The sequence below is a fragment of the Spiroplasma endosymbiont of Halictus nicosiae genome, from assembly GCF_978018445.1.
Map to the genome: position 1 here is coordinate 569,288 of NZ_OZ389573.1, position 20,848 is coordinate 590,135.

A 20,848-nucleotide genomic window follows, 5' to 3' on the forward strand; every position below is an offset into this window, starting at 1 on the left:
TATATTCAGAAAACAAACAAGCATTTAATGGTTTGGGTATTTTTAATTTACGATTAACAATGGGTGCTGTTTGAAATAAAATACCTAATATTACTAAAAAACTTGTTTTAACAAACAAAGAAGAACGGCCTGATTTATTTGAACTTGAATACTACGGATTTGAATATAACGATAATGACCCCAGTATTTATGTTTTACGAAATTATCGTAAATATATTAAAGAATATAATTTACAAGATTTTTATAATCCAAATACAAAACAATATCAATTTGATAGTTATTCAATTGGTGTGGATTATACTAATGGTAGTGAAGACCATACAGTGTTTTTATTTAGTGGTTATAAAATTAATGAAAATAATGAATATGATAAATATTTAATTGAAGAAAATGTTGTTACCCCAAAAAACGTAATGAATTTAAATGAAATAGTTGAATATTACGGACAATGAATAATTAATACATTTGATAAATTTGATGGTTTTGAATATGCTACATTTCATTATGATATTAATGCCCACGACTTTATGCAAAAATTACAAGAAGATATTTACCCTTATTTAGGCTATAAAATTAAAATGTTTAAAGCCAAAAAACATCAGACATCTCTTAATAAAGAAGCAGGTATAATCAATCGCGTAACCTGAATAAGAAAAATGTTTGTTCAAGGCAAAATATATGGCATATTAGATAACTTCCCATTTTTAGATAAGTGCATTAGTGAATTAAAATTTAGTGACACCAAAACAAACACACCCGATAGTAAAATGTACCATGACCCATATGACGCTTTATTTTATGGTTCGTATCCATATCGTTTTAAAATGGGAATATAAAATAGTTTTTTTAAAATTTATTTAATAATTTTAAAAAAACTATTTTTCAATCAATTAAAATATATTATAATATTATTGAAATAAAATTAGAGAATATTTTGTTTGACTTTTATCTATTATTAAATCTGTATAGCAGATTTTTTGTTTTTTCTTAGTTTTAGGACATGAACGAGTATAAGATTTAACTTTTACTTTACACTTTGACATAATTTCACCCCCCATTTTTAAAAAGAGAGCAAAATATAGTTTTATTATTATAAAATTGCCCCCTCAAATAATTAATTGATAAATTGGAGCAAAATATTCTCTATTTTAATTTTATCATAATTGCTATTGGGCGAGCGGTTGATTTTCTTAAATTTTTGTGATAAAATGACTTACAAGTTAAAAAAGTTTTTGAGATTCTTTCAAACAAATTTGGGAACCTTTATAAAATTCTTTGCTTAACGCTTAGAATTTTTCCCAAGTATTTTGAAAAGTGCAGCAAAAGTTTTTTTAAACTTTAAGGAATTTTTCACAAACTTATGAAAATCACCGCGAGCCCAGATTAGTGTAATATAACTAGGATAATAATCATATTTAACCTCCTTTCTAAAATATATTTTAAAAAAGTTCTTGTATATATATATATATATATATATATAATGACAATGGATCTTGATAAAAAAGTTTCAAGATAAGAAAGGAAATTATAAAAATTGAAAAAACTTTTAAGTTTATTAAGTGTATTTACAATTAGCGTAAGTACTGTACCCACAACAATTGCCGCTAATCCTTATCAAAAAAAAGAAAATAATTTAGAAAATTTAATAATTAGAAATAAAAGACAAAATAATGAAAATAAAATTACTGGAATAACAAAAATTGTAATTACAACAAATGGGGGTGTTGTTTCTTCTGGTGTTGTCTTAAATAATAAAGTGTACTTTGGTTCTGACGATAATAAAGTCTATGAATATGATCCAGCAACCGGACAACAAAAAATAGTTATTAATACAAATGGGGGTGTTTATTCTTCTGGTGTTGTCTTAAATAATAAAGTGTACTTTGGTTCATGAGATAATAATGTTTATGAATATGATCCAGCAACCGGACAACAAAAAATAGTTATTAATACAAATGGGGGTGTTGTTTCTTCTGGTGTTGTCTTAAATAATAAAGTGTACTTTGGTTCTGACGATAATAAAGTCTATGAATATGATCCAGCAACCGGACAACAAAAAATAGTTATTAATACAAATGAGGGTGTTTATTCTTCTGGTGTTGTCTTAAATAATAAAGTGTACTTTGGTTTTGACGATAATAATGTTTATGAATATGATCCAGCAACCGGACAACAAAAAATAGTTATTAATACAAATGGGGGTGTTTATTCTTCTGGTGTTGTCTTAAATAATAAAGTGTACTTTGGTTCTGACGATAATAATGTTTATGAATATGATCCAGCAACCGGACAACAAAAAATAGTTATTAATACAAATGAGGGTGTTGTTTCTTCTGGTGTTGTCTTAAATAATAAAGTGTACTTTGGTTCATGAGATAATAATGTTTATGAATATGATCCAGCAACCGGACAACAAAAAATAGTTATTAATACAAATGAGGGTGTTGTTTCTTCTGGTGTTGTCTTAAATAATAAAGTGTACTTTGGTTCATGAGATAATAATGTTTATGAATATGATCCAGCAACCGGACAACAAAAAATAGTTATTAATACAAATGGGGGTGTTTATTCTTCTGGTGTTGTCTTAAATAATAAAGTGTACTTTGGTTCTGACGATAATAATGTTTATGAATATGATCCATTAGAATTAATTGAGTCTGATATTATTAATTTGCAAGAACAAATAAGAATAGGATCATATATATATTATAAAAAACAAAATATTAACTCTAATATTAAAAATATTTCTAGTATAAATTTAGATAATTTAAATTATATCGAAACAAAAGCAATTAAAACACTTTCAAAACAACAACAAAAAATATTATTGCCCTTTCATAATTATCACGAAGAAAAATTAAATACCTCAGAAAAGGAAATAATTTATAATTCTCCAGACGATGAGATAAGTGAAGAAATTACAAAATCAATTGAAATTCAAAAGGGATTAAGTATTACACAGGGAAAATCAGAAACAACAACTAAAACAACAGGAAATACAGACAGTTTTGGAATAACTGTTGGATTAGAAGCTGAAGCAAAATTTTTTGGAAGTGGATTTAGATTTTCTGGTGAAACTAGAACAGATTATAGTTTTTCAAATGAAAGTTCTTATTTTACAGAAATAACATTAGAAAATAGTTTTAATTCTTCAAATATAAGAAAAGAAGAAAAAAAAGGAATTAGTAAAAAAACAATTAAATCTCAACAAATTTCAATTGCCCCTAATAAAAAACTTATTTATAATAGTAAAATTTATAAGTATAATTGTGAAGATGTTTGAAATTTAACAAAAAAAATTAATGGTTCAATTAGTGCATTAATTAATAAAAATAATAATTATGAAACATTAAATATTTCTATTAAAGAAATTATGATTTTATTGAAAGAAAATGATCTTTTGCCAAAAGAAATTACTATAAATAATCAAGATAATTCAATTACGTGAACAGGAAAAATTGTAACAAAATATACTTGTGGTTTTGAACAAGATTCTAGCAGTGAAACAAAAATAGTTAATTTATAAAAATGAAAAATATATTAACTTTTTTATGTACAATCACTTTAATTGGAACAAGTACAACCAGTTTAGTTGCTTGTAATACAAATATTATAGCACTACAATACACCGAAGAACAATTAAAAGAACTAAAAGAAAAGAATAAAATAAATACAAAAGATGGTATTTTAGAATGAATAGCACCACAAGAAAAACCATTTAATCAAGTGGATAATAAATGATATTTTGCTATATGGAAACCTAATAATTCTATTTATTGAAAAATATCAAAATTTAAACACGATACAAATAAAGGAAAAAAAATTGAAGCTTGAGATCCATTAAAACCATATTATATTGATCTCTTTTTATGGGTTTTTGAAACAAAAGAACAAGATTTATTAATAGATGATCAATCAGAAGGTAAAATAGAACGAATTTTTTGAAATGAAGATAAGAGACAAAATTTTAAAGCAGTTTATCGTTGAAATTTAGAAGATACTAATGTACCTAATTTAATTATTGATAAAACCGGTAATGTAAAAGTTAATGAATAATAAAAAGTCATTTATTAAAATGACTTTTTATATTTCTAATATAATTAATGATAATTTTTCATTATTTTTATTAAATAGTTGCAAATTATTAATATTAATTTGTTCTTTTTCGGTAAAAATTGTAATTTCATAATTACCATAACCTCATATACCTGATATTTCAATTTTATTTAAAATAAATAGTTTTTTATCAAAAGTTATTTTAATACTATAATCAATTAAATCTTCTATTATACTAATTCAATCTATTTTAAAATAAAGTAATTTATATCATTCAGAAAAATAATTTAAATAGTCTTCTATTTTGTCATTAGAAACAATTAAATTAGTTAAATATTTACCATATTCACCATCAGATAATTTAATTTCTGATGGAACAAGAGAAGGAATGTTATTTGTTTCTAATTCATTTGTTAATGATAATCAATTAAAAAAATTTGCTTCTAATTGATAAATAGGATTTTCTGAAATATCTTTGTTTTTAACATTTACTTTAATTTCATTATCTTTGTTATTATTAACATTTGGTTGTTGTTTTAAATTTCAATCAATAATTTTTCCAGTACTTGAATCAATTAAAGGTTTAAGAGGTTCACCACCACCATTTCAACGATAAACTGCTTTAAAATTTTGTCCCTTATCTTCATTTCAAAAAATTCGTTCTATTTTACCTTCTGATTGATCATCTATTAATAAATCTTGTTCTTTTGTTTCAAAAACCCATAAAAAGAGATCAATATAATATGGTTTTAATGGATCTCAAGCCTCAATTTTTTTCCTTTATTTGTATCGTGTTTAAATTTTGATATTTTTCAATAAATAGAATTATTAGGTTTCCATATAGCAAAATATCATTTATTATCCACTTGATTAAATGGTTTTTCTTGTGCTTTAATTTCTTTTCAATAATTTACTGGAATTGGTGGATTAGAACCAATAAAATCAAAATATAATGAATATATTTGTACTTGACAATCTGAAAAATAAAAATATCCTTCTTCTAATCTATTTGATTTTGAAATTAGTTTGAAATAATAAGGAGCAAATAACTTAATATCATCATTATAGCCTTTATTAATTGCATACTTGCTATATGTATAATTTGATAACATATAAATAATTTGTTTAAATCTTTTGACAACATTTTCATTAAGAGATGTGGAATTATCTAATTTTCAATTTTCAAATAAACCATCAATTACATCTTCTGGTTTTTGTCCTTCAAATTTTTGGCGCAGTTCAGCCGCTTTATTGGTAGGATTACCTTTTTCATCGTATTTTGCTCCTTGAAATTTATGGTCATAATTATAACGATATGTTAAATAATTTAATAAAACTTTTTCTAAACCATTTTTATTTACCAAATCTAAAATATCTTTTCCTTGAATATAGTTTTTGGCTATACTTCATGGTAAAAAACTTTCAGTAAATCAATACTGAAATATTCTTACATTAGGGTTTGTTTCAATGGGCATTGATAGTAAAGGTACTAAACTAGCGTTTTCAACTATTGATGATGGATAAGAATAAACACCATTAACATTGCCTCAACACTTAATATTTCCAAATAACATTGATTTAGGGTATTTAATTTCAATCCCAATAAATACTGTGTCTTCGGATAATGATTTTTGTAATACTAAATGAATACTATTTTGGTTTTTTCATTTAAAATCAGTTATTTTAACTAAATGCATAGATTTAATAATATTAACACCATCGGGTGAATAAGGGCGTTTGTATTCTTCAATGATATAACATTCATTTTTGTTATCTTCACTAATTGTTTCGTTAATAGATACTATTTTTAAGTCATAGGATTCTAAAAATTCTTTGTCTTTTTTTGAAATATCATTAATTAAAATATCTTTTTCATCAATCATTACATAACTTGTGCTATTATCTTGGACTGTGGTATTTTGTTGAATTTGTAATTTAAAGTTAAAATCACTAATTTCATAACCAGTTATTTTAATATATTCATCTTTGTCAATAAAACCTATTTTAACGCTATTTTGAGAGTAATTTAAGATTGGTTTTTGCTTTGTCTTAACAAGATTATTAATTTTATAAATATATAAGGTTCTTGCGCGGTCTTCAGTAAATAATTGTTCTAAGTCGAGGTCGCTATATTGTGATTGATTAGCAAAATCCAACGGAATACTATCAATTGAATAGTCAATTGGTTCATCATTTTCTGCTAATTGTGCAAACATTTTTTCAGATGGTTTTAACATTATTTTTTTTCTCCTTCTTCATTAGATATATTGATAATATTTTCATTGTTTCTTAGTTGTCTGTTTAAAGTAGCATTTACGGGTAATCTAACATCAACAATTAACTCATCAATATTTTTAATATTAAATGTTCTACTATTTAAAATTGCATTATCATATTTAATTAACTTAATAATAAATTCAGTTAATTTAATCTCTCTAATATATATCATTTGTTCGTATGATGCGTTTGTTTGAATATTTACACCCGCAACTTCTGCTTGGGTTTGTTGTGCTCCCTTAGCAATTGCGGGAACATGATGGCGATTTATTTTATAGTAATTAGTTAGTAATCAATCATATATTTTTGTTAATTGTTCACCTTTAAAATTACCCGCAATATAGTCTACTGGTTGAAAATTACTATCAGGGTCTCCTTCAACTAATAACAAGTCATTTTCAATAAATGAAGCCAACATTTTACTAATTTCTTGGTCAACAACACCAGTAACTCCATTAGTATTAATGGTAAATTTACCACTATTTAATAATGGGTCTAACATTATCTTTTCAGCAATAATATCTAAAATACTAGCAAATTGTTTACCATAACGAGCAGAAGGTTCAAAATTAGGGTTATTAGGAATAATTTCAATCGGAATAAAATTAAGTGGCAATATTTCTTCTCTTTGTAATGTTGTATAGTTATTTCATTTAGTATCATCAATATATAAGTCGGTAATAGTACTATATAATTGTGTTTTTAACTTTCTAATAACTTTTACTTGTTTAGTTACATAATCAATTTCTAATTTTTCAGTAATAAAAATACTTTGGTCATTTTTAAGAAAAGGGTCATAATCAAAAGTGCAAGATACTAAATTACCTAATTCATCATATTGGTCATTGTAAAAATCAATAGTAATAAAATTAAGTTTTGAATTATTAGCAAAAATAAAATATGCACCCTTACCATTCTTATTAATTTTATATTCGTTATATCAATTCTTATTGGTAAAGTCCTGCATTTTTAAAAAGCTATTAATTAATTTAGTATCTATTTTTTGATTAGTAAGTGGATTATAAATGCTAATTTCTAAATCTCGCGGATTTAAAAAATTAGCATTATCTTCACAAATTCTTTTTTCTAAAATCTCATTATGTTTTTGAACAGTAACATTTTTACGATTAGTAATCGTTGATGATAAATTAAGATAATAACTATCAATATCATAACTCTTTTTTAATTTCTTTTTTGCTGGCAACAATCCCATTTATAACACCTCTTTATTTTGTTTCTTCTTTTTTAATAACATCTTCAATACTATCTTCTTTTTGTTTTTTGTTATGTGTTTTGATAAATCTAATTGTTTCAATAATCAAAACTATAATTCCAGCTCCGATAAGCATTGCTGAAACAATAACATATGCTGGTCAAGAAATACCTAATGTTTTTTCTCCTATAAAACAAATAATAATTCCTGCGATAAAAAACAATGATGAAACTCCAAATATTTTCAAAAACATAATTACATCTTTAACTTCTATTTTTGGCATAATAACATCTCCTTTCTAACTTACTTTTTTTCTTTCAACATGTAATGCCATTAATTTATTATTTTCAGAAATTATTTCGCCATTTTTATTAATATCTATAGGGAGAAAACCAGCAGTTAAATTAAATTCATAATGATTTTTATATGTTTCAATCATAATATTAATAATTTCTTTATTATTTTCATTAATACCAATTCATATTTTGTATATATATTTTGTAGAATCATAATTTTTAATTTTATATTTTTTGTTAGAAAAAGATACAAAATCACTAGTATCAACCAATTCTCAATCTGTTATATCTGGTATAACAATTGATTTTTTTAATTCATCTAAAATTTCTTCTTTTATTTTTGCAAGTTTTTCATCTTTAATTTTTTCTATAACAAGTTTATCTAATAAAACATCAACTTCTAACTGGGTATAATATGCTTCTAAATCTATCATAGTTAAATCAATACCTTCTTCTTGAAAAGTACGAAACATTTTCTTTAAAGTTGTTAAATTAGCCAATGATTTTGCATAAGTAGGCAATAGACCTTGTCATGTTGCCATAGGGTCATTTTGTGAAGAATAATTAATATCACCAACACTCATATTTGCCGAAGTAAAAAACTCAATTGGAATACGATTAAATGTTCATGCTCAATCGTAATAAACACCATATTAATACAAATTTTCTTTAATAATGGATCTTTAAATGTTTCAAACTTTAGTTTTGAAAATGGATAGTTTAAGTAAGAATTAATCATATTTTGGGCTCTTAAAGCAAATGTTTTAAATCATAATTCTGCATCACCTTTAAAGAACTTATTATAACGAACTGGAACTTGTGTAATTTTACCTGTCATTGGAATAAAATTATTATAATCTTCCAAAGTAACATTTTGTCATAATTCATTTAACATTTAATCATCTCCTTATCATTTACTTTTTTTAGAATATATTTTCTTTAATATAAATTTTTTACTATTTAGTAATGTTTTTGTTTTAATTGTTTTGTTTAAATCTTGTTTTGTTCTGAGTTGTTTATATGCTTGAAATACTAGTCCATTACCTAACAAACTAGTAACCGCACTATCTCCTAGCGTATTTAACAATTTATCTTTATTAAAGTTATTTTTAAATTGTTCTTGCATTTTTAATATCTTAGCAATTGTCCGATATATTTTAAAACTATCTTTTACTACTTGCTGATAAACAAGTGGGGCAAAAGAAACTAAATTAAACAAACTTGTTTTTTTAAATCCCCAACCAATAAACCACTCACTGTTCATATAGAATTTAAACGGTTCAGGAGCCAAAACAAACTGTTCTGCTTTGATTAAAGTTGTCATAACGACAATAGGGGCATATTGGGGGTTTTTATAATATATTGTTAAAGCAACTTCACCCGCAACTGATAATGGAACAATTTTTACTGCTAAAAAACATCAGAACCATAAGCAAAAGGTAATAATTGACCTTTTTTAATAGCCTTAGTTTCAAATTTAGATAATATTTTTTTAGTTTTATCAGTAATTTTACTAATTACTTTTTGTTTAATAGTAATTATTTGTTTTTCAATAGGGGCTAATAATTTTTTAGTTACTTTTTGAATATAAAAATTTGGGTTTAAATGATTTAAAATTTTATTTAATTTAATTGGTGTTTGATGAAAAATATTTAATAATTTATTATTATATATTTTATTGCCCCTCATTAAATTAGCATTTAATAGTAGATTTTTACCAACACCTTTTTTATGAAGATTAGTCATAATCTTATATCACTTATTAGTATTAATTTTACTTATTTTATCAATATTTAATCCATATTCAGACAATCATTTATTAGCATTTTTTCATTCACGCGTGGTATTTTTTGAACTAATTTAGGACTTATTTTTTGAATATTTTTCTCAATTTTTAATAAATTATTAATTGTTTCTAAATTAGAAACTTTAAAACCTTTATAAAAATCATTTCGGGCTAATTTTCCAATTGTATATAATAAAGTTTCATTATTAGCCTGCTTTGTAAAATCAAATATTAATTTAGAAGATAAAATCTTTTTATCTGTAACTTGCCTTACAACATCTTCTAAATTATTAGCAGTTATTACACCTAATTTTTCAAGTAGTTTAGTTTCTTTTGCTAATTTTAAAATTCTAGTTGTTCGAACAGCACGCGTTAATTTATCATATATTTGATTTACGGCAAAATCGGTTGCTGTTTCTACTCCAAATGAGATAAATGCTGCGGTAAAATTAGATAATCCCGCACCAAGACCAACAGCCGAAGCAATACCACCAGTTAAAACTGATAAACCAAGAGCTAAAACTTGAATTCCTAAAAATTCTAATAACTGTAAACCAAAATTTTTTTCTTGTTGTTGGATTGACAATCTAGTTGGATTTTTTTAACAGCATAAATAAGGGTTGTTTTAGATGTTCCAATTGGCATATCATTTATCAAACGAAAAAGTACTATTTTTTAGTACTATTAAGAATTTTTAATTTTAACATCAATCGGATTTGTTTGACCAGTAGCGTTGTTTTTACCTTCAATTTGAACTTCAACAGTTTTATCATTTGTAATATTAATTGGTCAGTCTTCACCTTTACTTTCAATAAAGTAATAAAAATCACTTTCAGTTAAAGAACTATTTATTGCTTTTACTGCTTTTAAAACAATATCTTTAAATTGTGATTTTAACTGTTCGACTGTTGCTTTTGTTGGGTCTGTAACATGAATATTTGGTTTATCTATTTTATTAATTTTACTAATATCAATTTTTGCAACAATATGTTTAATAATTCCCTTAGGTTCAACTACTGCTCCACCTAAATATAAAACTCTTTCCATAATCAAAGTATTACCCATACCAGTACCTAACGCAGCAGCACCAACTCTTAACGGAGTATGGTCTTTTTTGCGTAAAATAAGAGGGTCATATTTTTTGCTAAACTTAAAGGCAATTGCATTAACTCCATTTGGTAATAATTCAATTGTTCCTTTTGAACCATCTTTATTAATAATTGGTAATTTTTTAGGAACCATATAGTATGTTGTTCCTTCAACAGTTTTCATTGCTCCACTTGTTGTGATTACACTATTTATTTGGTCGTTTGCTCCAAGTTGTAACTGTAATTTATTACGAATTCCACGAATAAAATCAGCCGAACCTAAAACAATTATTTCTGATAGAGTAAAGCCGTTTTCATATATTTTATCCATAATTTCATCATGAATTTGTAAAGCATTTGTATCATCTGCTTTTTTACCTTGAATAGTTGTAACTGTTCCTTTATTAATAATTTCTAAAATTTTATTACGTTTATAAGCAACTTCAGTATCCATTGCTTGTTCAATATCAGCTGCTCAAAGATTAGGATTAAAATCACTTTCTATGGGATCTAATTTACGAGCAAAAGTTAAAATTGTATCTAATTCAACAATTCCATCTTGAAATTCCACTGTTGAATATTTTAGTAGGTTATCATCAGTATTAAATACTTGACCGTTTGCTCCCAAACCTTCATTATATTTAATATTTTTCTTTCTTTTATATGTTAAACCAAATTTATTTGCTTCTTTTCACGCAAATAAAGCTTCTCAACTAAATTTTTGTTGATAAGTTTGTAAATATCATTGTTAAAATGTTTCTCGGTCTCGTTTTGTTGCTTGATTAGCAATATCTCCGAAAATTTTTTGTAGATTTTGTGCCATAATTTACTTTCTTTTTTCTATTTATTAAATACATTGTCTGTATCTAAAATATTGTTTTCTTTGTTTTCTACTTTTGGTACGCCACCAGTATTAACTGTTTGTACCTTAATTAATTCATCATAAACACTTTGCAATTGTGCTTTAATGATTTCAATATCATCAGTAATATCATAAGACTTTAATAAAACATTTTTAAATTCTTCATTATCAGTTAAAGAATTAATAAAGTCAATTATTTCAATTTGTTTTAATTGAATTGTTTGTTGTTCAATTTGTGAAGTTAATTCAGTATTTTTTGTTTGTAGTTCGTTGATTTGCTGATTATTATTTTCTAAATTACTTGCATTAAATTCTTCAACTTCAGCAGTATTTTCTAAAATAATTTCAGCAGTTTTAATATCTAAACTACCATCTTCATTTTTAATAGGTTCACTATTTTCATCAATAAGAACATATTTTACATTTTTTAATGCCATTGTTTTTCCTCCTATTTTTTAATATTTGTATTTATTCTTTTTCTAATCGCTTTTTGTATAATTTCAAAACTATCTACTCTAAAAGACAAAAAATAGCGCTTAGTTTTTATATTTAACTGATTAAATACTGAGCCTTTAATTTTTATCTCATCATCTTTTTTTAATTTCAAAAACTCAGTTAAAACAGATGGGTTATATATTGATAATGTTGAGTAATTTAATCCTTCTCACTGACATTTAGCCGAACAAGCATAAACTTCAACACCACCAGCAACAAGAGCCTTAATTTTTGTTTTAATAGGATTTTCATGTAATCTAACAGTTAATTCTAACTTATTAACTTTTTTATTTTTTATTTTAGGTTTACAGTTATTAGAATTTTTAGGTAAATTACTTTTTGTTTGAGACATTATTTAACATCCTTATTAGATAATTTGTCATATTTTGAACTGTCAATTAATATTCAATCGATAGAACCTGTTGAATATGGATTTTTGTAAAAATCTTCTTTATATAATTGTTTTGCTTCTAAAGCATATTGATTACATTCTAAATCTGCCACATCTTGTTTTAATTTAGATATTTCTTTATCTTTTTCAGCAAGTTCTTTTTTAAGTGTTTCATTTTCTTCTTTAATTTTGTTAAATTTAATTGATTCTGTTATAGTCATTATTTATCACTTCCTTTTTTAAAAAATATTGTAAATGTTTTCAAGCATCTAATTCGTGCTCTGACATTTTAATATTTCCTTTATAAATATAATTTTTTTTAACAACTGGCGATTGTAAAACATAATTTAAATTAAATAGATATTTACATAAAACTTTTAAACCACCAATGAATTAGGAGTAGATAATGGATTTTTTATTTTTAAACCTTTATGAAGTTGATAATCTTCAATTATTACAACAACTTTATTTAAATAAGAACAAATTTTATTTTTAAATTGATTTAATATTAAATATATATTATTTATTGCTTCTTCTTCATTTTTAGAATTAAAAGTAATATTATTAATTATTTTCTTTTGCAAAACATTATAAATAATAATACCAGTTTGACCAACTCCAGCAGGGTCAATTGCAATAATATATTTTAATTTATTTGTTTTATTTTTTTGTCAATTTGTAATATTTTTCATCCATCGGATGCTAAATCTAAAATATCGTTAATTTTATAATATTGCATATATGAAACAATAACATCTCACTTGTTTTTAAATAAATTTAAGTACATTTTGGCTTCATTCTAAACATTGCAAATCATAATGCTTTTTATGATGTGAAATACGACAATTAATAGGTTGACAATTAACTCAATCAAATGATGTTGTTATTTCATTTCAAGTTTTATTAATATATTTGCTTTTATATTCTGTCATTTTATCTATACTTCTTAATTCTTTTTATTTGTTGCTCAAATTTTATCATTAATATCATTTATCGTTACTGGATAAGCTCGTATCATTAATTCTTGTAATTTATTTTTAATTTTTTTATTTCATTTTTTCATCAAATATTTTTCCTTCTGTAAAAAAACATAATATTCCTTTATTGGTTAATATTTTGATATTTAGTAAATAATTTATTTTAGTATTTAATTACTTCGCCGCCCGCTTCACTTTGGGGAGTAAGTGGGGGCGGATAGGATATTTTGATAGAGTTTATCCCCTATACGGAAATAAACAAAACAGTTTACCCAGTTATTAATTACGCTTCATCCATTCCTACACAACTTTATATAAAGAAAATAACCTTTTGGAGTTCCAACCCTCTTGTTTTTTAGTGTCCGATATTGTTTTTTTCGGTTTAACAGCACTTTTTTTATGAAAACAAGCCAAAAAACACATGCTCTGACATTTCGCAAGTTATTAATCTTGCCGAGAATTAAAGAAATAAATAGGAGTAGTAAATCCAATCGCTTTCACACTTTCTTTAAGGCTTCGTGCCATAGATGAGTTATCCATCTTTAAGCATCAAAAAATATTAAGTTTTAGATTGCATTATTCATCAGATAGTATCTTTATTAAAAATGATATTATTAGTTGTTAAACCGAAAAAATATAATAAATCACAGAAAGGAAATTATAAAAATTAACTAATTTGTAGAGAAAAAATAGGTTAATTTTTAATTTTAAAGATACTATCTGATGAATAATGCAAATAAAAAAATCGCTCTAATAAGCGATTACTTTAATTTGTATTTAATTACTTTATTTATAATTTTTATAAAACCTCAACTTTTTTCCGACTACCCAAAAATTGATATTAGTAAAATTAATAAATTAGATAAACCAACTATTCATGTTGCAAATCCAACACAAACAACAGCAGAACAGTTAAAACCACAATTTAAAGATGTTGTTTTAAAAGCAGTTAAAGCTGTAAATAGTTCTTTAACTGAAAGTGATTTTGATTACTTTATTGAAAGTAAAGGTGAAGATTGACCAATTAATATTACAAATGATAAAACTGTTTCTGTTCAAATTAAAGGTAAAAACAACGCTACTTGTCAAACATCTCCGATTGATGTTAAAATTAAAAATTCTTAATAGTACTAAAAAATAGTACTTTTTCGTTTGATAGATATGCCAATTGGAACATCTAAAACAGCTCTTATTTATGCTGTTAAAAAAAATCCAACTAGATTGTCAATCCAACAACAAGAAAAAAATTTTGGTTTACAGTTATTAGAATTTTTAGGAGTTCAAGTTTTAGCTCTTGGTTTATCAGTTTTAACTGGTGGTGTAGCATCCGCCGTTGGTCTTGGTGCGGGATTATCTAATTTTGCCGCAGCATTTATCTCGTTTGGAGTAGAAACAGCAACTGATTTTGCTGTAAATCAAATATAAGTTAAATTAACCTCAGAAGTGACAGCAAAAAGCACCGCCTTAAATTTGTTACCAGCGATTGGTGGTATTGGAAAATTAACGCGTGCTGCTCGAACAACTAGAATTTTAAAATTAGCAAAAGAAACTAAATTACTTGAAAAATTAGGTGTAATAACTGCTAATAATTTAGAAGATGTTGTAAAACAAGTTACAGGCAAAAAGATTTTATCTGATAAATTAATATTTGATTTTAAAAAGCAGGCTAATAATGAAATTTTATTATATACATTTGGTAAATTGGCCCGAAATGATTTTTATAAAGGTTTTAAAGTTTCTAATTTAGAAACAATTAATAATTTATTAAAAATTGAGAAAAATATTCAAAAAATAAGCCCTACATTAGTTCAAAAAATACCGCGCGTAAATGAAAAAAATGCTAATAAATTGTTATATGAATATGGATTAAATATTGATAAAATAAGCAAAATTAATACTAATGAGTGATATAACATTATGACTAATCTTCAAAAAAAGGTGTTGGTAAAAATCTACTATTAAATGCTAATTTAATGCGGAGCAGTAAAATATATAATAATAAATTATTAAATATTTTGCACCAAACACCAATTAAATTAAATAAAATTTTAAATCATTTAAACCCAAATTTTTATATTCAAAAAGTAACTAAAAAATTATTAGCCCCAATTGAAAAACAAATAATTACAATTAAACAAAAAGTAATTAATAAAATTACTGATAAAACTAAAAAAATATTCTCTAAATTTGAAACTAAAGCTATTAAAAAAGGCAAATTATTACCCTTTGCTTATGGTTCTGATGTTTTTTAGCAGTAAAAATTGTTCCATTATCAGTTGCGGGCGAAGTTGCTTTAACAATATATTATAAAAATCCTAAATATGCCCCTATTGTCGTTATGACAACTTTAATCAAAGCAGAACAGTTTGTTTTGGCTCCTGAACCGTTTAAATTCTATATGAACAGTGAGTGGTTTATTGGTTGGGGATTTAAAAAAACAAGTTTGTTTAATTTAGTTTCTTTTGCCCCACTTGTTTATCAGCAAGTAGTAAAAGATAGTTTTAAAATATATCGGACAATTGCTAAGATATTAAAAATGCAAGAACAATTTAAAAATAACTTTAATAAAGATAAATTGTTAAATACGCTAGAAGATAGTGTGGTTACTAGTTTGTTAGGTAATGGACTAGTATTTCAAGCATATAAACAACTCAGAACAAAACAAGATTTAAACAAAAAAATTAAAACAAAAACATTACTAAATAGTAAAAAAATTATATTAAAGAAAATATATTCTAAAAAAAGTAAATGATAAGGAGATGATTAAATGTTAAATGAATTATGACAAAATGTTACTTTGGAAAATTATAATAATTTTATTCCAATGACAGGTAAAATTACACAAGTTCCAGTTCGTTATAATAAGTTTTTTAAAGGTGATGTAGAATTATGATTTAAAACATTTGCTTTAAGAGCCCAAAATATGATTAATTCTTACTTAAACTATCCATTTTCAAAACTAAAGTTTGAAACATTTAAAGATCCATTATTAAAGAAAATTTGTATTAATATGGTGTTTATTACGATTGAGCATTGAACATTTAACCGCATTCCAATTGAATTTTTTACTTCGGCAAATATGAGTGTTGGTGATATTAATTATTCTTCACAAAATGACCCTATGGCAACATGACAAGGTCTATTGCCTACCTATGCAAAATCATTGGCTAATTTAACAACTTTAAAGAAAATGTTTCGTACTTTTCAAGAAGAAGGTATTGATTTAACAATGATTGATTTAGAAGCATATTATACTCAATTAGAAGTTGATGCTTTATTAGATAAACTTGTTATAAAAAAAATTAAAGATGAAAAACTTGCAAAAATAAAAGAAGAAATTTTAGATGAATTAAAAAAATCAATTGTTATACCAAAAGTTCCAGATTGAGAAATTGTTGATACTAGTGATTTTATAGTTGGTCAAACTGGATATAATATTCCTAATTTTGATAAAGAAAATTATATTTATAGAATTTGAGCCTTAGGAAAAGATAGCAAAGGAGATTTAAAAAGTCAAGGGATGTTGCAAACAAGGCATAGTTTTAGACAAACAATAGGTGTTATATATGATCAAATAGGTGTTAATAGTGCATGTTTAGCATTATCTATTAATCCTGATGGATTGATTAATATTGGAGTTAATGGTCCAGCAACATTTAGACCTTTGGGATTTGTGTTTATTGAAAGAAAAAAGGTAAATTAGAAAGGAGATGTTATTATGCCAAAAGTAGAAGTTAAAGATGTAATTATGTTTTTGAAAATATTTGGAGTTTCATCATTGTTTTTTATCGCAGGAATTATTATTTGTTTTATAGGAGAAAAAACATTAGGTATTTCTTGACCAGCATATGTTATTGTTTCAGCAATGCTTATCGGAGCTGTAATTATAGTTTTGATTATTGAAACAATTAGATTTATCAAAACACATAACAAAAAACAAAAAGAAGATAGTATTGAAGATGTTATTAAAAAAGAAGATACAAAATAAAGAGGTGTTATAAATGGGATTGTTGCCAGCAAAAAAGAAATTAAAAAAAGAATATGATATTGATAGTTATTATCTTAATTTAGCATCAACGATTACTAATCGTAAAAATGTTACTGTTCAAAAACATAATGAGATTTTAGAAAAAAGAATTTGTGAAGATAATGCTAATTTTTTAAATCCACGTGATTTAGAAATTAGCATTTATAATCCAATTAATAATAAACAGATAGATGCTAAATTAATTAATAACTTTTTAAAAACGCAAGACTTTACTAATAAGAATTGATATAACGAATATAAAATTAATAAGAATGGTAAAGGTGCATATTTTATTTTTGCTAATAATTCAAAACTTAATTTTATTACTATTGATTTTTATAATGACCAATATGACGAATTAGGTAATTTAGTATCTTGTACTTTTGATTATGACCCCTATCTTAAAAATGATCAAAGTATTTTTATTTCTGAAAAATTAAAACTTGATTCTGTAACTAAACAAGTTAAATTTATTAGAAAGTTAAAAACACAATTATATAGTACTATTACCGACTTATATATTGATGATGCTAAATGAAATAACTATACAACATTACAAAGAGAAGAAATACTACCAATTGATTTTATACCCATTGAAATTATTCCTAATAACCTTAATTTTGATCCCTCTGCTCGTTATGGTAAACAATTTGCTAGTATTTTAGATATTATTGCTGAAAAGATAATGTTAGACCCATTATTAAATAGTGGTAAATTCACCATTAATACTAATGGAGTAACTGGTGTTGTTGACCAAGAAATTAGTAAAATGTTGGCTTCGTTTATTGAAAATGACTTATTATTGGTTGAAGGAGACCCCGATAGTAATTTTCAACCAGTAGACTATATCGCTGGTAATTTTAAAGGTGAACAATTAACCAAAATATATGATTGATTATTAACTAATTACTATAAAATAAATCGCCACCATGTTCCCGCAATCGCTAAGGGGGCTCAACAAACACAAGCGGAAGTTGCTGGTGTTAATATTCAAACAAACGCTTCGTATGAACAAATGATATATATCAGAGAAATTAAATTAACTGAATTCATTATTAAGTTAATTAAATATGATAATGCTATTTTAAACAGTAGAACATTCAATATTAAAAATATTGACGAGTTAATTGTTGATGTTCGCTTACCAGTAAATGCTACTTTAAACAGACAACTAAAAAACAACGAAACTATTATCAATATGCCTAATGAAGAAGGAGAACAAGAATAATGTTAAAACCATTTGAAAAAATGTTAGCACAATTAGCATTCCATTAGATTTTGCTACTCAATCACAATATAGCGACCCTGAATTAGAACAATTATTTACAGAAGACCGTGCCAGAACCTTATATATTTATAAAATTAATAATCTTGTTAAGACAAAGCAAAAACCTACTTTAAACTACTCACAAAATAGTGTTAAAATAGGTTTTATTGACAAAGATGAATATATTAAAATAACTGGTTATGAAATTAGTGATTTTAATTTTAAATTACAAATTCAACAAAACACCACAGTCCAAGATAATAATAGCACAAGTTATGTAATGATTGATGAAAAAGATATTTTAATTAATGATATTTCAAAACAAGATAAAGAATTTTTAGAAACATTAGACTTAAAAATAGTATCTATTAATGAACAAAATTACAGAAGACAACAAAAATAAATGTTACATCATTGAAGAATACAAACGCCCTTATTCACCTGATGGCATTGATATTATTAAATCTACCCACTTAGTTAAAATAACTGATTTTAAGTGAAAAAATCAGAATAGTATTCATTTAGTTTTACAAAAATCATTGCCAGAAGACACATTATTTACTGGAATTGAAATTAAATACCCTAAATCTATGTTATTTGGAAATATTAAATGTTGAGGAAATGTGAATGGTGTTTATTCTTATCCATCTTCAATTGTTGAAAATGCTAGTTTAGTACCATTATTATCAATGCCAATTGAAACAGAACCTAATTTAAGAATATTTCAATATTGATTTACCGAAAGTTTTTTACCATGAAATATTGCCAAAAACTATATTCAAGGAGAAGATATTTTATATTTAATAGACAAAGATAGTTTAAAATTGGTTTTATTAAATTATTTAACTTATCGTTATAATTATGATAGAAAATTTAAAGAGGCAAAATACGATGAAAAGGGTAATCCTATAAATAAAAGTGCTAAATTAAGACAGAAATTTGAAGGGCAAAAACCCGAGGATGTAATTGATGGTTTATTTGAAAACTGAAAATTAGATAATCCAACCCTTATTAATCACAAATCTGTCAAAATATTTAAAAAAATTATCTATATGCTTTCAAATTACACGTATAGCAAATACTCCATTAATAAAGGTTATAATGATGATATCAAGTTATTTTCTTCTTACTATTTTAAGTTAATATCTAAACCTACAGAGATAGGGGAAGTTGGTTATTGAGAATTTAAAAATTGTGTGGTTGAATTAAATTCAAAGTATTTTAATTTTAGTGATAGTGGTCCTATTCCACCTGAACCAATAAATTATTGAAAAGAAGTTTATGCACAAGAAAAACCATTTAAAAAAGTTGATAATAAATGATATTTTGTTATATGACATGGTTTATTTAATAATGAATGAAAAATTAATGTGTTTAATAATAATGCAGTACAAATACGAGTTGATACCACTAGCGATTGATTAATGAAAAATTTTGATGATTTACAAGTTGGATATGGTAGAAGTTGAAAAGATTGAACAAATTATCCAAATTATTTTAAATCAGTTTATCGTTGAGACACAAATAATTACCCGAATACACCAATTATTGACCCAATAACAGGACAAATTATAGATTGAAATTTAAAACAACAAGTTAATAATAACAAAGATAATGAAATTAAAGTAAATGTTAAAAATAAAGATATTTCAGAAAATCCTTTTTATCAATTAGAGGCAAATTACTTTAATTGATTATCAATAACAAATGAATTAAAAACAAACAATATACCCTTCCTTATTCCTGTTGAAATTAAATTATCAAACGGAGAATATGGAAAATATTTAACTAATTTAATTATTTCTAATGACAAAATAGAAGACTATTTAAATTATTTTTCTGAATGATATAAATTAATTTATTCTAAAATAGATTGAATTAGTACAATCGAAGATTTAATTGATTATAGTATTAAAATAACTTTTGATAAAAAACTATTTAATTTAAATCAAATTAAAATATATGGAATATGAGGATATGGACATTATGAAATTACAATTTTTACCGAAAAAGTACAAATTAATATTAGTAATTTAGAATTATTTAATAAAAACAATGAAAAATTATCATTAATTACATTAGAAATATAAAAAGTCATTTTAATAAATGACTT

The 20,848-nt window shown here is 24.6% G+C and carries 29 protein-coding genes; 14 read left to right on the plus strand and 15 right to left on the minus strand.

The window, feature by feature from the left end:
- Positions 1-32 precede the first annotated feature (32 nt).
- From ACZ91P_RS03885 to ACZ91P_RS03900, 4 genes are all read left to right on the plus strand, one after another.
- A complete protein-coding gene (locus tag ACZ91P_RS03885; RefSeq protein ID WP_465158105.1) occupies positions 33-836 on the plus strand; it encodes a hypothetical protein in 804 nt (267 codons plus the stop codon).
- A gap of 698 nt (positions 837-1,534) precedes the next feature.
- Entirely contained in the window at positions 1,535-3,526 is a 1,992-nt protein-coding gene (locus tag ACZ91P_RS03890) for an outer membrane protein assembly factor BamB family protein (protein ID WP_465158106.1), read from the plus strand.
- 2 nt (positions 3,527-3,528) lie between these two features.
- The gene (locus ACZ91P_RS03895) at positions 3,529-4,056 is read left to right on the plus strand and encodes a hypothetical protein (protein WP_465158107.1); all 528 of its coding nucleotides are present in this window, start codon (positions 3,529-3,531) and stop codon (positions 4,054-4,056) included.
- A 304-nt stretch (positions 4,057-4,360) separates the two neighbouring features.
- The gene (locus tag ACZ91P_RS03900; protein WP_465158108.1) at positions 4,361-4,510 is read left to right on the plus strand and encodes a hypothetical protein; all 150 of its coding nucleotides are present in this window, start codon (positions 4,361-4,363) and stop codon (positions 4,508-4,510) included.
- 295 nt (positions 4,511-4,805) lie between these two features.
- On the opposite strand, the gene ACZ91P_RS03905 is transcribed toward ACZ91P_RS03900, so the two are convergent.
- The 15 genes from ACZ91P_RS03905 to ACZ91P_RS03975 form a co-directional block, all read right to left on the minus strand.
- Positions 4,806-6,293 carry a hypothetical protein gene (locus tag ACZ91P_RS03905; protein WP_465158109.1) on the minus strand — a complete coding sequence of 496 codons (1,488 nt, stop codon included), beginning with the start codon at positions 6,291-6,293 and terminating at the stop codon, positions 4,806-4,808.
- Positions 6,293-7,546 (minus strand): hypothetical protein, encoded by a 1,254-nt coding sequence (locus ACZ91P_RS03910; RefSeq protein WP_465158110.1) that lies wholly within the window; start codon positions 7,544-7,546, stop codon positions 6,293-6,295. Before ACZ91P_RS03910 ends, ACZ91P_RS03905 begins: the two co-directional genes overlap by 1 nt.
- Positions 7,547-7,559: 13 nt before the next feature.
- Positions 7,560-7,829 carry a hypothetical protein gene (locus tag ACZ91P_RS03915; protein WP_465155212.1) on the minus strand — a complete coding sequence of 90 codons (270 nt, stop codon included), beginning with the start codon at positions 7,827-7,829 and terminating at the stop codon, positions 7,560-7,562.
- A 15-nt stretch (positions 7,830-7,844) separates the two neighbouring features.
- Entirely contained in the window at positions 7,845-8,426 is a 582-nt protein-coding gene (locus ACZ91P_RS03920; RefSeq protein WP_465158111.1) for a hypothetical protein, read from the minus strand.
- Positions 8,330-8,737 carry a hypothetical protein gene (locus ACZ91P_RS03925; protein WP_465158112.1) on the minus strand — a complete coding sequence of 136 codons (408 nt, stop codon included), beginning with the start codon at positions 8,735-8,737 and terminating at the stop codon, positions 8,330-8,332. The genes ACZ91P_RS03920 and ACZ91P_RS03925 overlap by 97 nt, the downstream gene beginning before the upstream one ends.
- Positions 8,738-8,749: 12 nt before the next feature.
- Complete coding sequence (locus tag ACZ91P_RS03930) at positions 8,750-9,166, minus strand: hypothetical protein (protein WP_465158113.1); 417 nt, start codon at positions 9,164-9,166, stop codon at positions 8,750-8,752.
- An 86-nt stretch (positions 9,167-9,252) separates the two neighbouring features.
- Entirely contained in the window at positions 9,253-9,654 is a 402-nt protein-coding gene (locus ACZ91P_RS03935; protein WP_465158114.1) for a hypothetical protein, read from the minus strand.
- Positions 9,636-10,214, minus strand: coding sequence for a hypothetical protein (locus ACZ91P_RS03940; RefSeq protein WP_465158115.1), 579 nt, complete (start codon positions 10,212-10,214; stop codon positions 9,636-9,638). The genes ACZ91P_RS03935 and ACZ91P_RS03940 overlap by 19 nt, the downstream gene beginning before the upstream one ends.
- 98 nt (positions 10,215-10,312) lie before the next feature.
- On the minus strand, positions 10,313-11,344 hold the full coding sequence (locus ACZ91P_RS03945) for a hypothetical protein (RefSeq protein WP_465158116.1): 1,032 nt from the start codon (positions 11,342-11,344) through the stop codon (positions 10,313-10,315).
- Between the two features lie 212 nt (positions 11,345-11,556).
- Positions 11,557-12,015, minus strand: coding sequence for a hypothetical protein (locus tag ACZ91P_RS03950; protein WP_465158117.1), 459 nt, complete (start codon positions 12,013-12,015; stop codon positions 11,557-11,559).
- Positions 12,016-12,026: 11 nt separating this feature from the next.
- A complete protein-coding gene (locus ACZ91P_RS03955; protein WP_465158118.1) occupies positions 12,027-12,425 on the minus strand; it encodes a hypothetical protein in 399 nt (132 codons plus the stop codon).
- Positions 12,425-12,685 carry a hypothetical protein gene (locus ACZ91P_RS03960; RefSeq protein WP_465158119.1) on the minus strand — a complete coding sequence of 87 codons (261 nt, stop codon included), beginning with the start codon at positions 12,683-12,685 and terminating at the stop codon, positions 12,425-12,427. The genes ACZ91P_RS03955 and ACZ91P_RS03960 overlap by 1 nt, the downstream gene beginning before the upstream one ends.
- Positions 12,686-12,841: 156 nt before the next feature.
- On the minus strand, positions 12,842-13,156 hold the full coding sequence (locus ACZ91P_RS03965) for a hypothetical protein (protein WP_465158120.1): 315 nt from the start codon (positions 13,154-13,156) through the stop codon (positions 12,842-12,844).
- On the minus strand, positions 13,111-13,251 hold the full coding sequence (locus tag ACZ91P_RS03970; RefSeq protein ID WP_465158121.1) for a hypothetical protein: 141 nt from the start codon (positions 13,249-13,251) through the stop codon (positions 13,111-13,113). The genes ACZ91P_RS03965 and ACZ91P_RS03970 overlap by 46 nt, the downstream gene beginning before the upstream one ends.
- Positions 13,232-13,396: a hypothetical protein gene (locus ACZ91P_RS03975; RefSeq protein WP_465158122.1), complete on the minus strand. Its 165-nt coding sequence runs from the start codon at positions 13,394-13,396 to the stop codon at positions 13,232-13,234. Before ACZ91P_RS03975 ends, ACZ91P_RS03970 begins: the two co-directional genes overlap by 20 nt.
- A gap of 768 nt (positions 13,397-14,164) precedes the next feature.
- Between ACZ91P_RS03975 and ACZ91P_RS03980 the strand changes: the two genes are divergently transcribed.
- The 10 genes from ACZ91P_RS03980 to ACZ91P_RS04025 all read left to right on the plus strand — a co-directional run bounded on the left by ACZ91P_RS03980 (position 14,165) and on the right by ACZ91P_RS04025 (position 20,825).
- Entirely contained in the window at positions 14,165-14,566 is a 402-nt protein-coding gene (locus ACZ91P_RS03980) for a hypothetical protein (RefSeq protein ID WP_465158123.1), read from the plus strand.
- A gap of 36 nt (positions 14,567-14,602) precedes the next feature.
- Positions 14,603-14,866, plus strand: coding sequence for a hypothetical protein (locus ACZ91P_RS03985; RefSeq protein ID WP_465158124.1), 264 nt, complete (start codon positions 14,603-14,605; stop codon positions 14,864-14,866).
- 18 nt (positions 14,867-14,884) lie between these two features.
- Positions 14,885-15,403 carry a hypothetical protein gene (locus ACZ91P_RS03990; protein WP_465158125.1) on the plus strand — a complete coding sequence of 173 codons (519 nt, stop codon included), beginning with the start codon at positions 14,885-14,887 and terminating at the stop codon, positions 15,401-15,403.
- Positions 15,404-15,414: 11 nt separating this feature from the next.
- A complete protein-coding gene (locus ACZ91P_RS03995) occupies positions 15,415-15,693 on the plus strand; it encodes a hypothetical protein (RefSeq protein WP_465158126.1) in 279 nt (92 codons plus the stop codon).
- 86 nt (positions 15,694-15,779) lie between these two features.
- Complete coding sequence (locus ACZ91P_RS04000) at positions 15,780-16,196, plus strand: hypothetical protein (RefSeq protein WP_465158127.1); 417 nt, start codon at positions 15,780-15,782, stop codon at positions 16,194-16,196.
- 12 nt (positions 16,197-16,208) lie between these two features.
- The gene (locus ACZ91P_RS04005; RefSeq protein ID WP_465158128.1) at positions 16,209-17,144 is read left to right on the plus strand and encodes a hypothetical protein; all 936 of its coding nucleotides are present in this window, start codon (positions 16,209-16,211) and stop codon (positions 17,142-17,144) included.
- 15 nt (positions 17,145-17,159) lie between these two features.
- Positions 17,160-17,429, plus strand: a complete 270-nt coding sequence (locus tag ACZ91P_RS04010; protein ID WP_465158129.1) for a hypothetical protein — start codon at positions 17,160-17,162, stop codon at positions 17,427-17,429.
- Between the two features lie 13 nt (positions 17,430-17,442).
- Positions 17,443-18,696 (plus strand): hypothetical protein, encoded by a 1,254-nt coding sequence (locus ACZ91P_RS04015; protein ID WP_465158130.1) that lies wholly within the window; start codon positions 17,443-17,445, stop codon positions 18,694-18,696.
- Entirely contained in the window at positions 18,674-19,138 is a 465-nt protein-coding gene (locus ACZ91P_RS04020) for a hypothetical protein (protein WP_465158131.1), read from the plus strand. Before ACZ91P_RS04015 ends, ACZ91P_RS04020 begins: the two co-directional genes overlap by 23 nt.
- Positions 19,107-20,825: a hypothetical protein gene (locus ACZ91P_RS04025; protein ID WP_465158133.1), complete on the plus strand. Its 1,719-nt coding sequence runs from the start codon at positions 19,107-19,109 to the stop codon at positions 20,823-20,825. Before ACZ91P_RS04020 ends, ACZ91P_RS04025 begins: the two co-directional genes overlap by 32 nt.
- Positions 20,826-20,848: the final 23 nt, after the last annotated feature.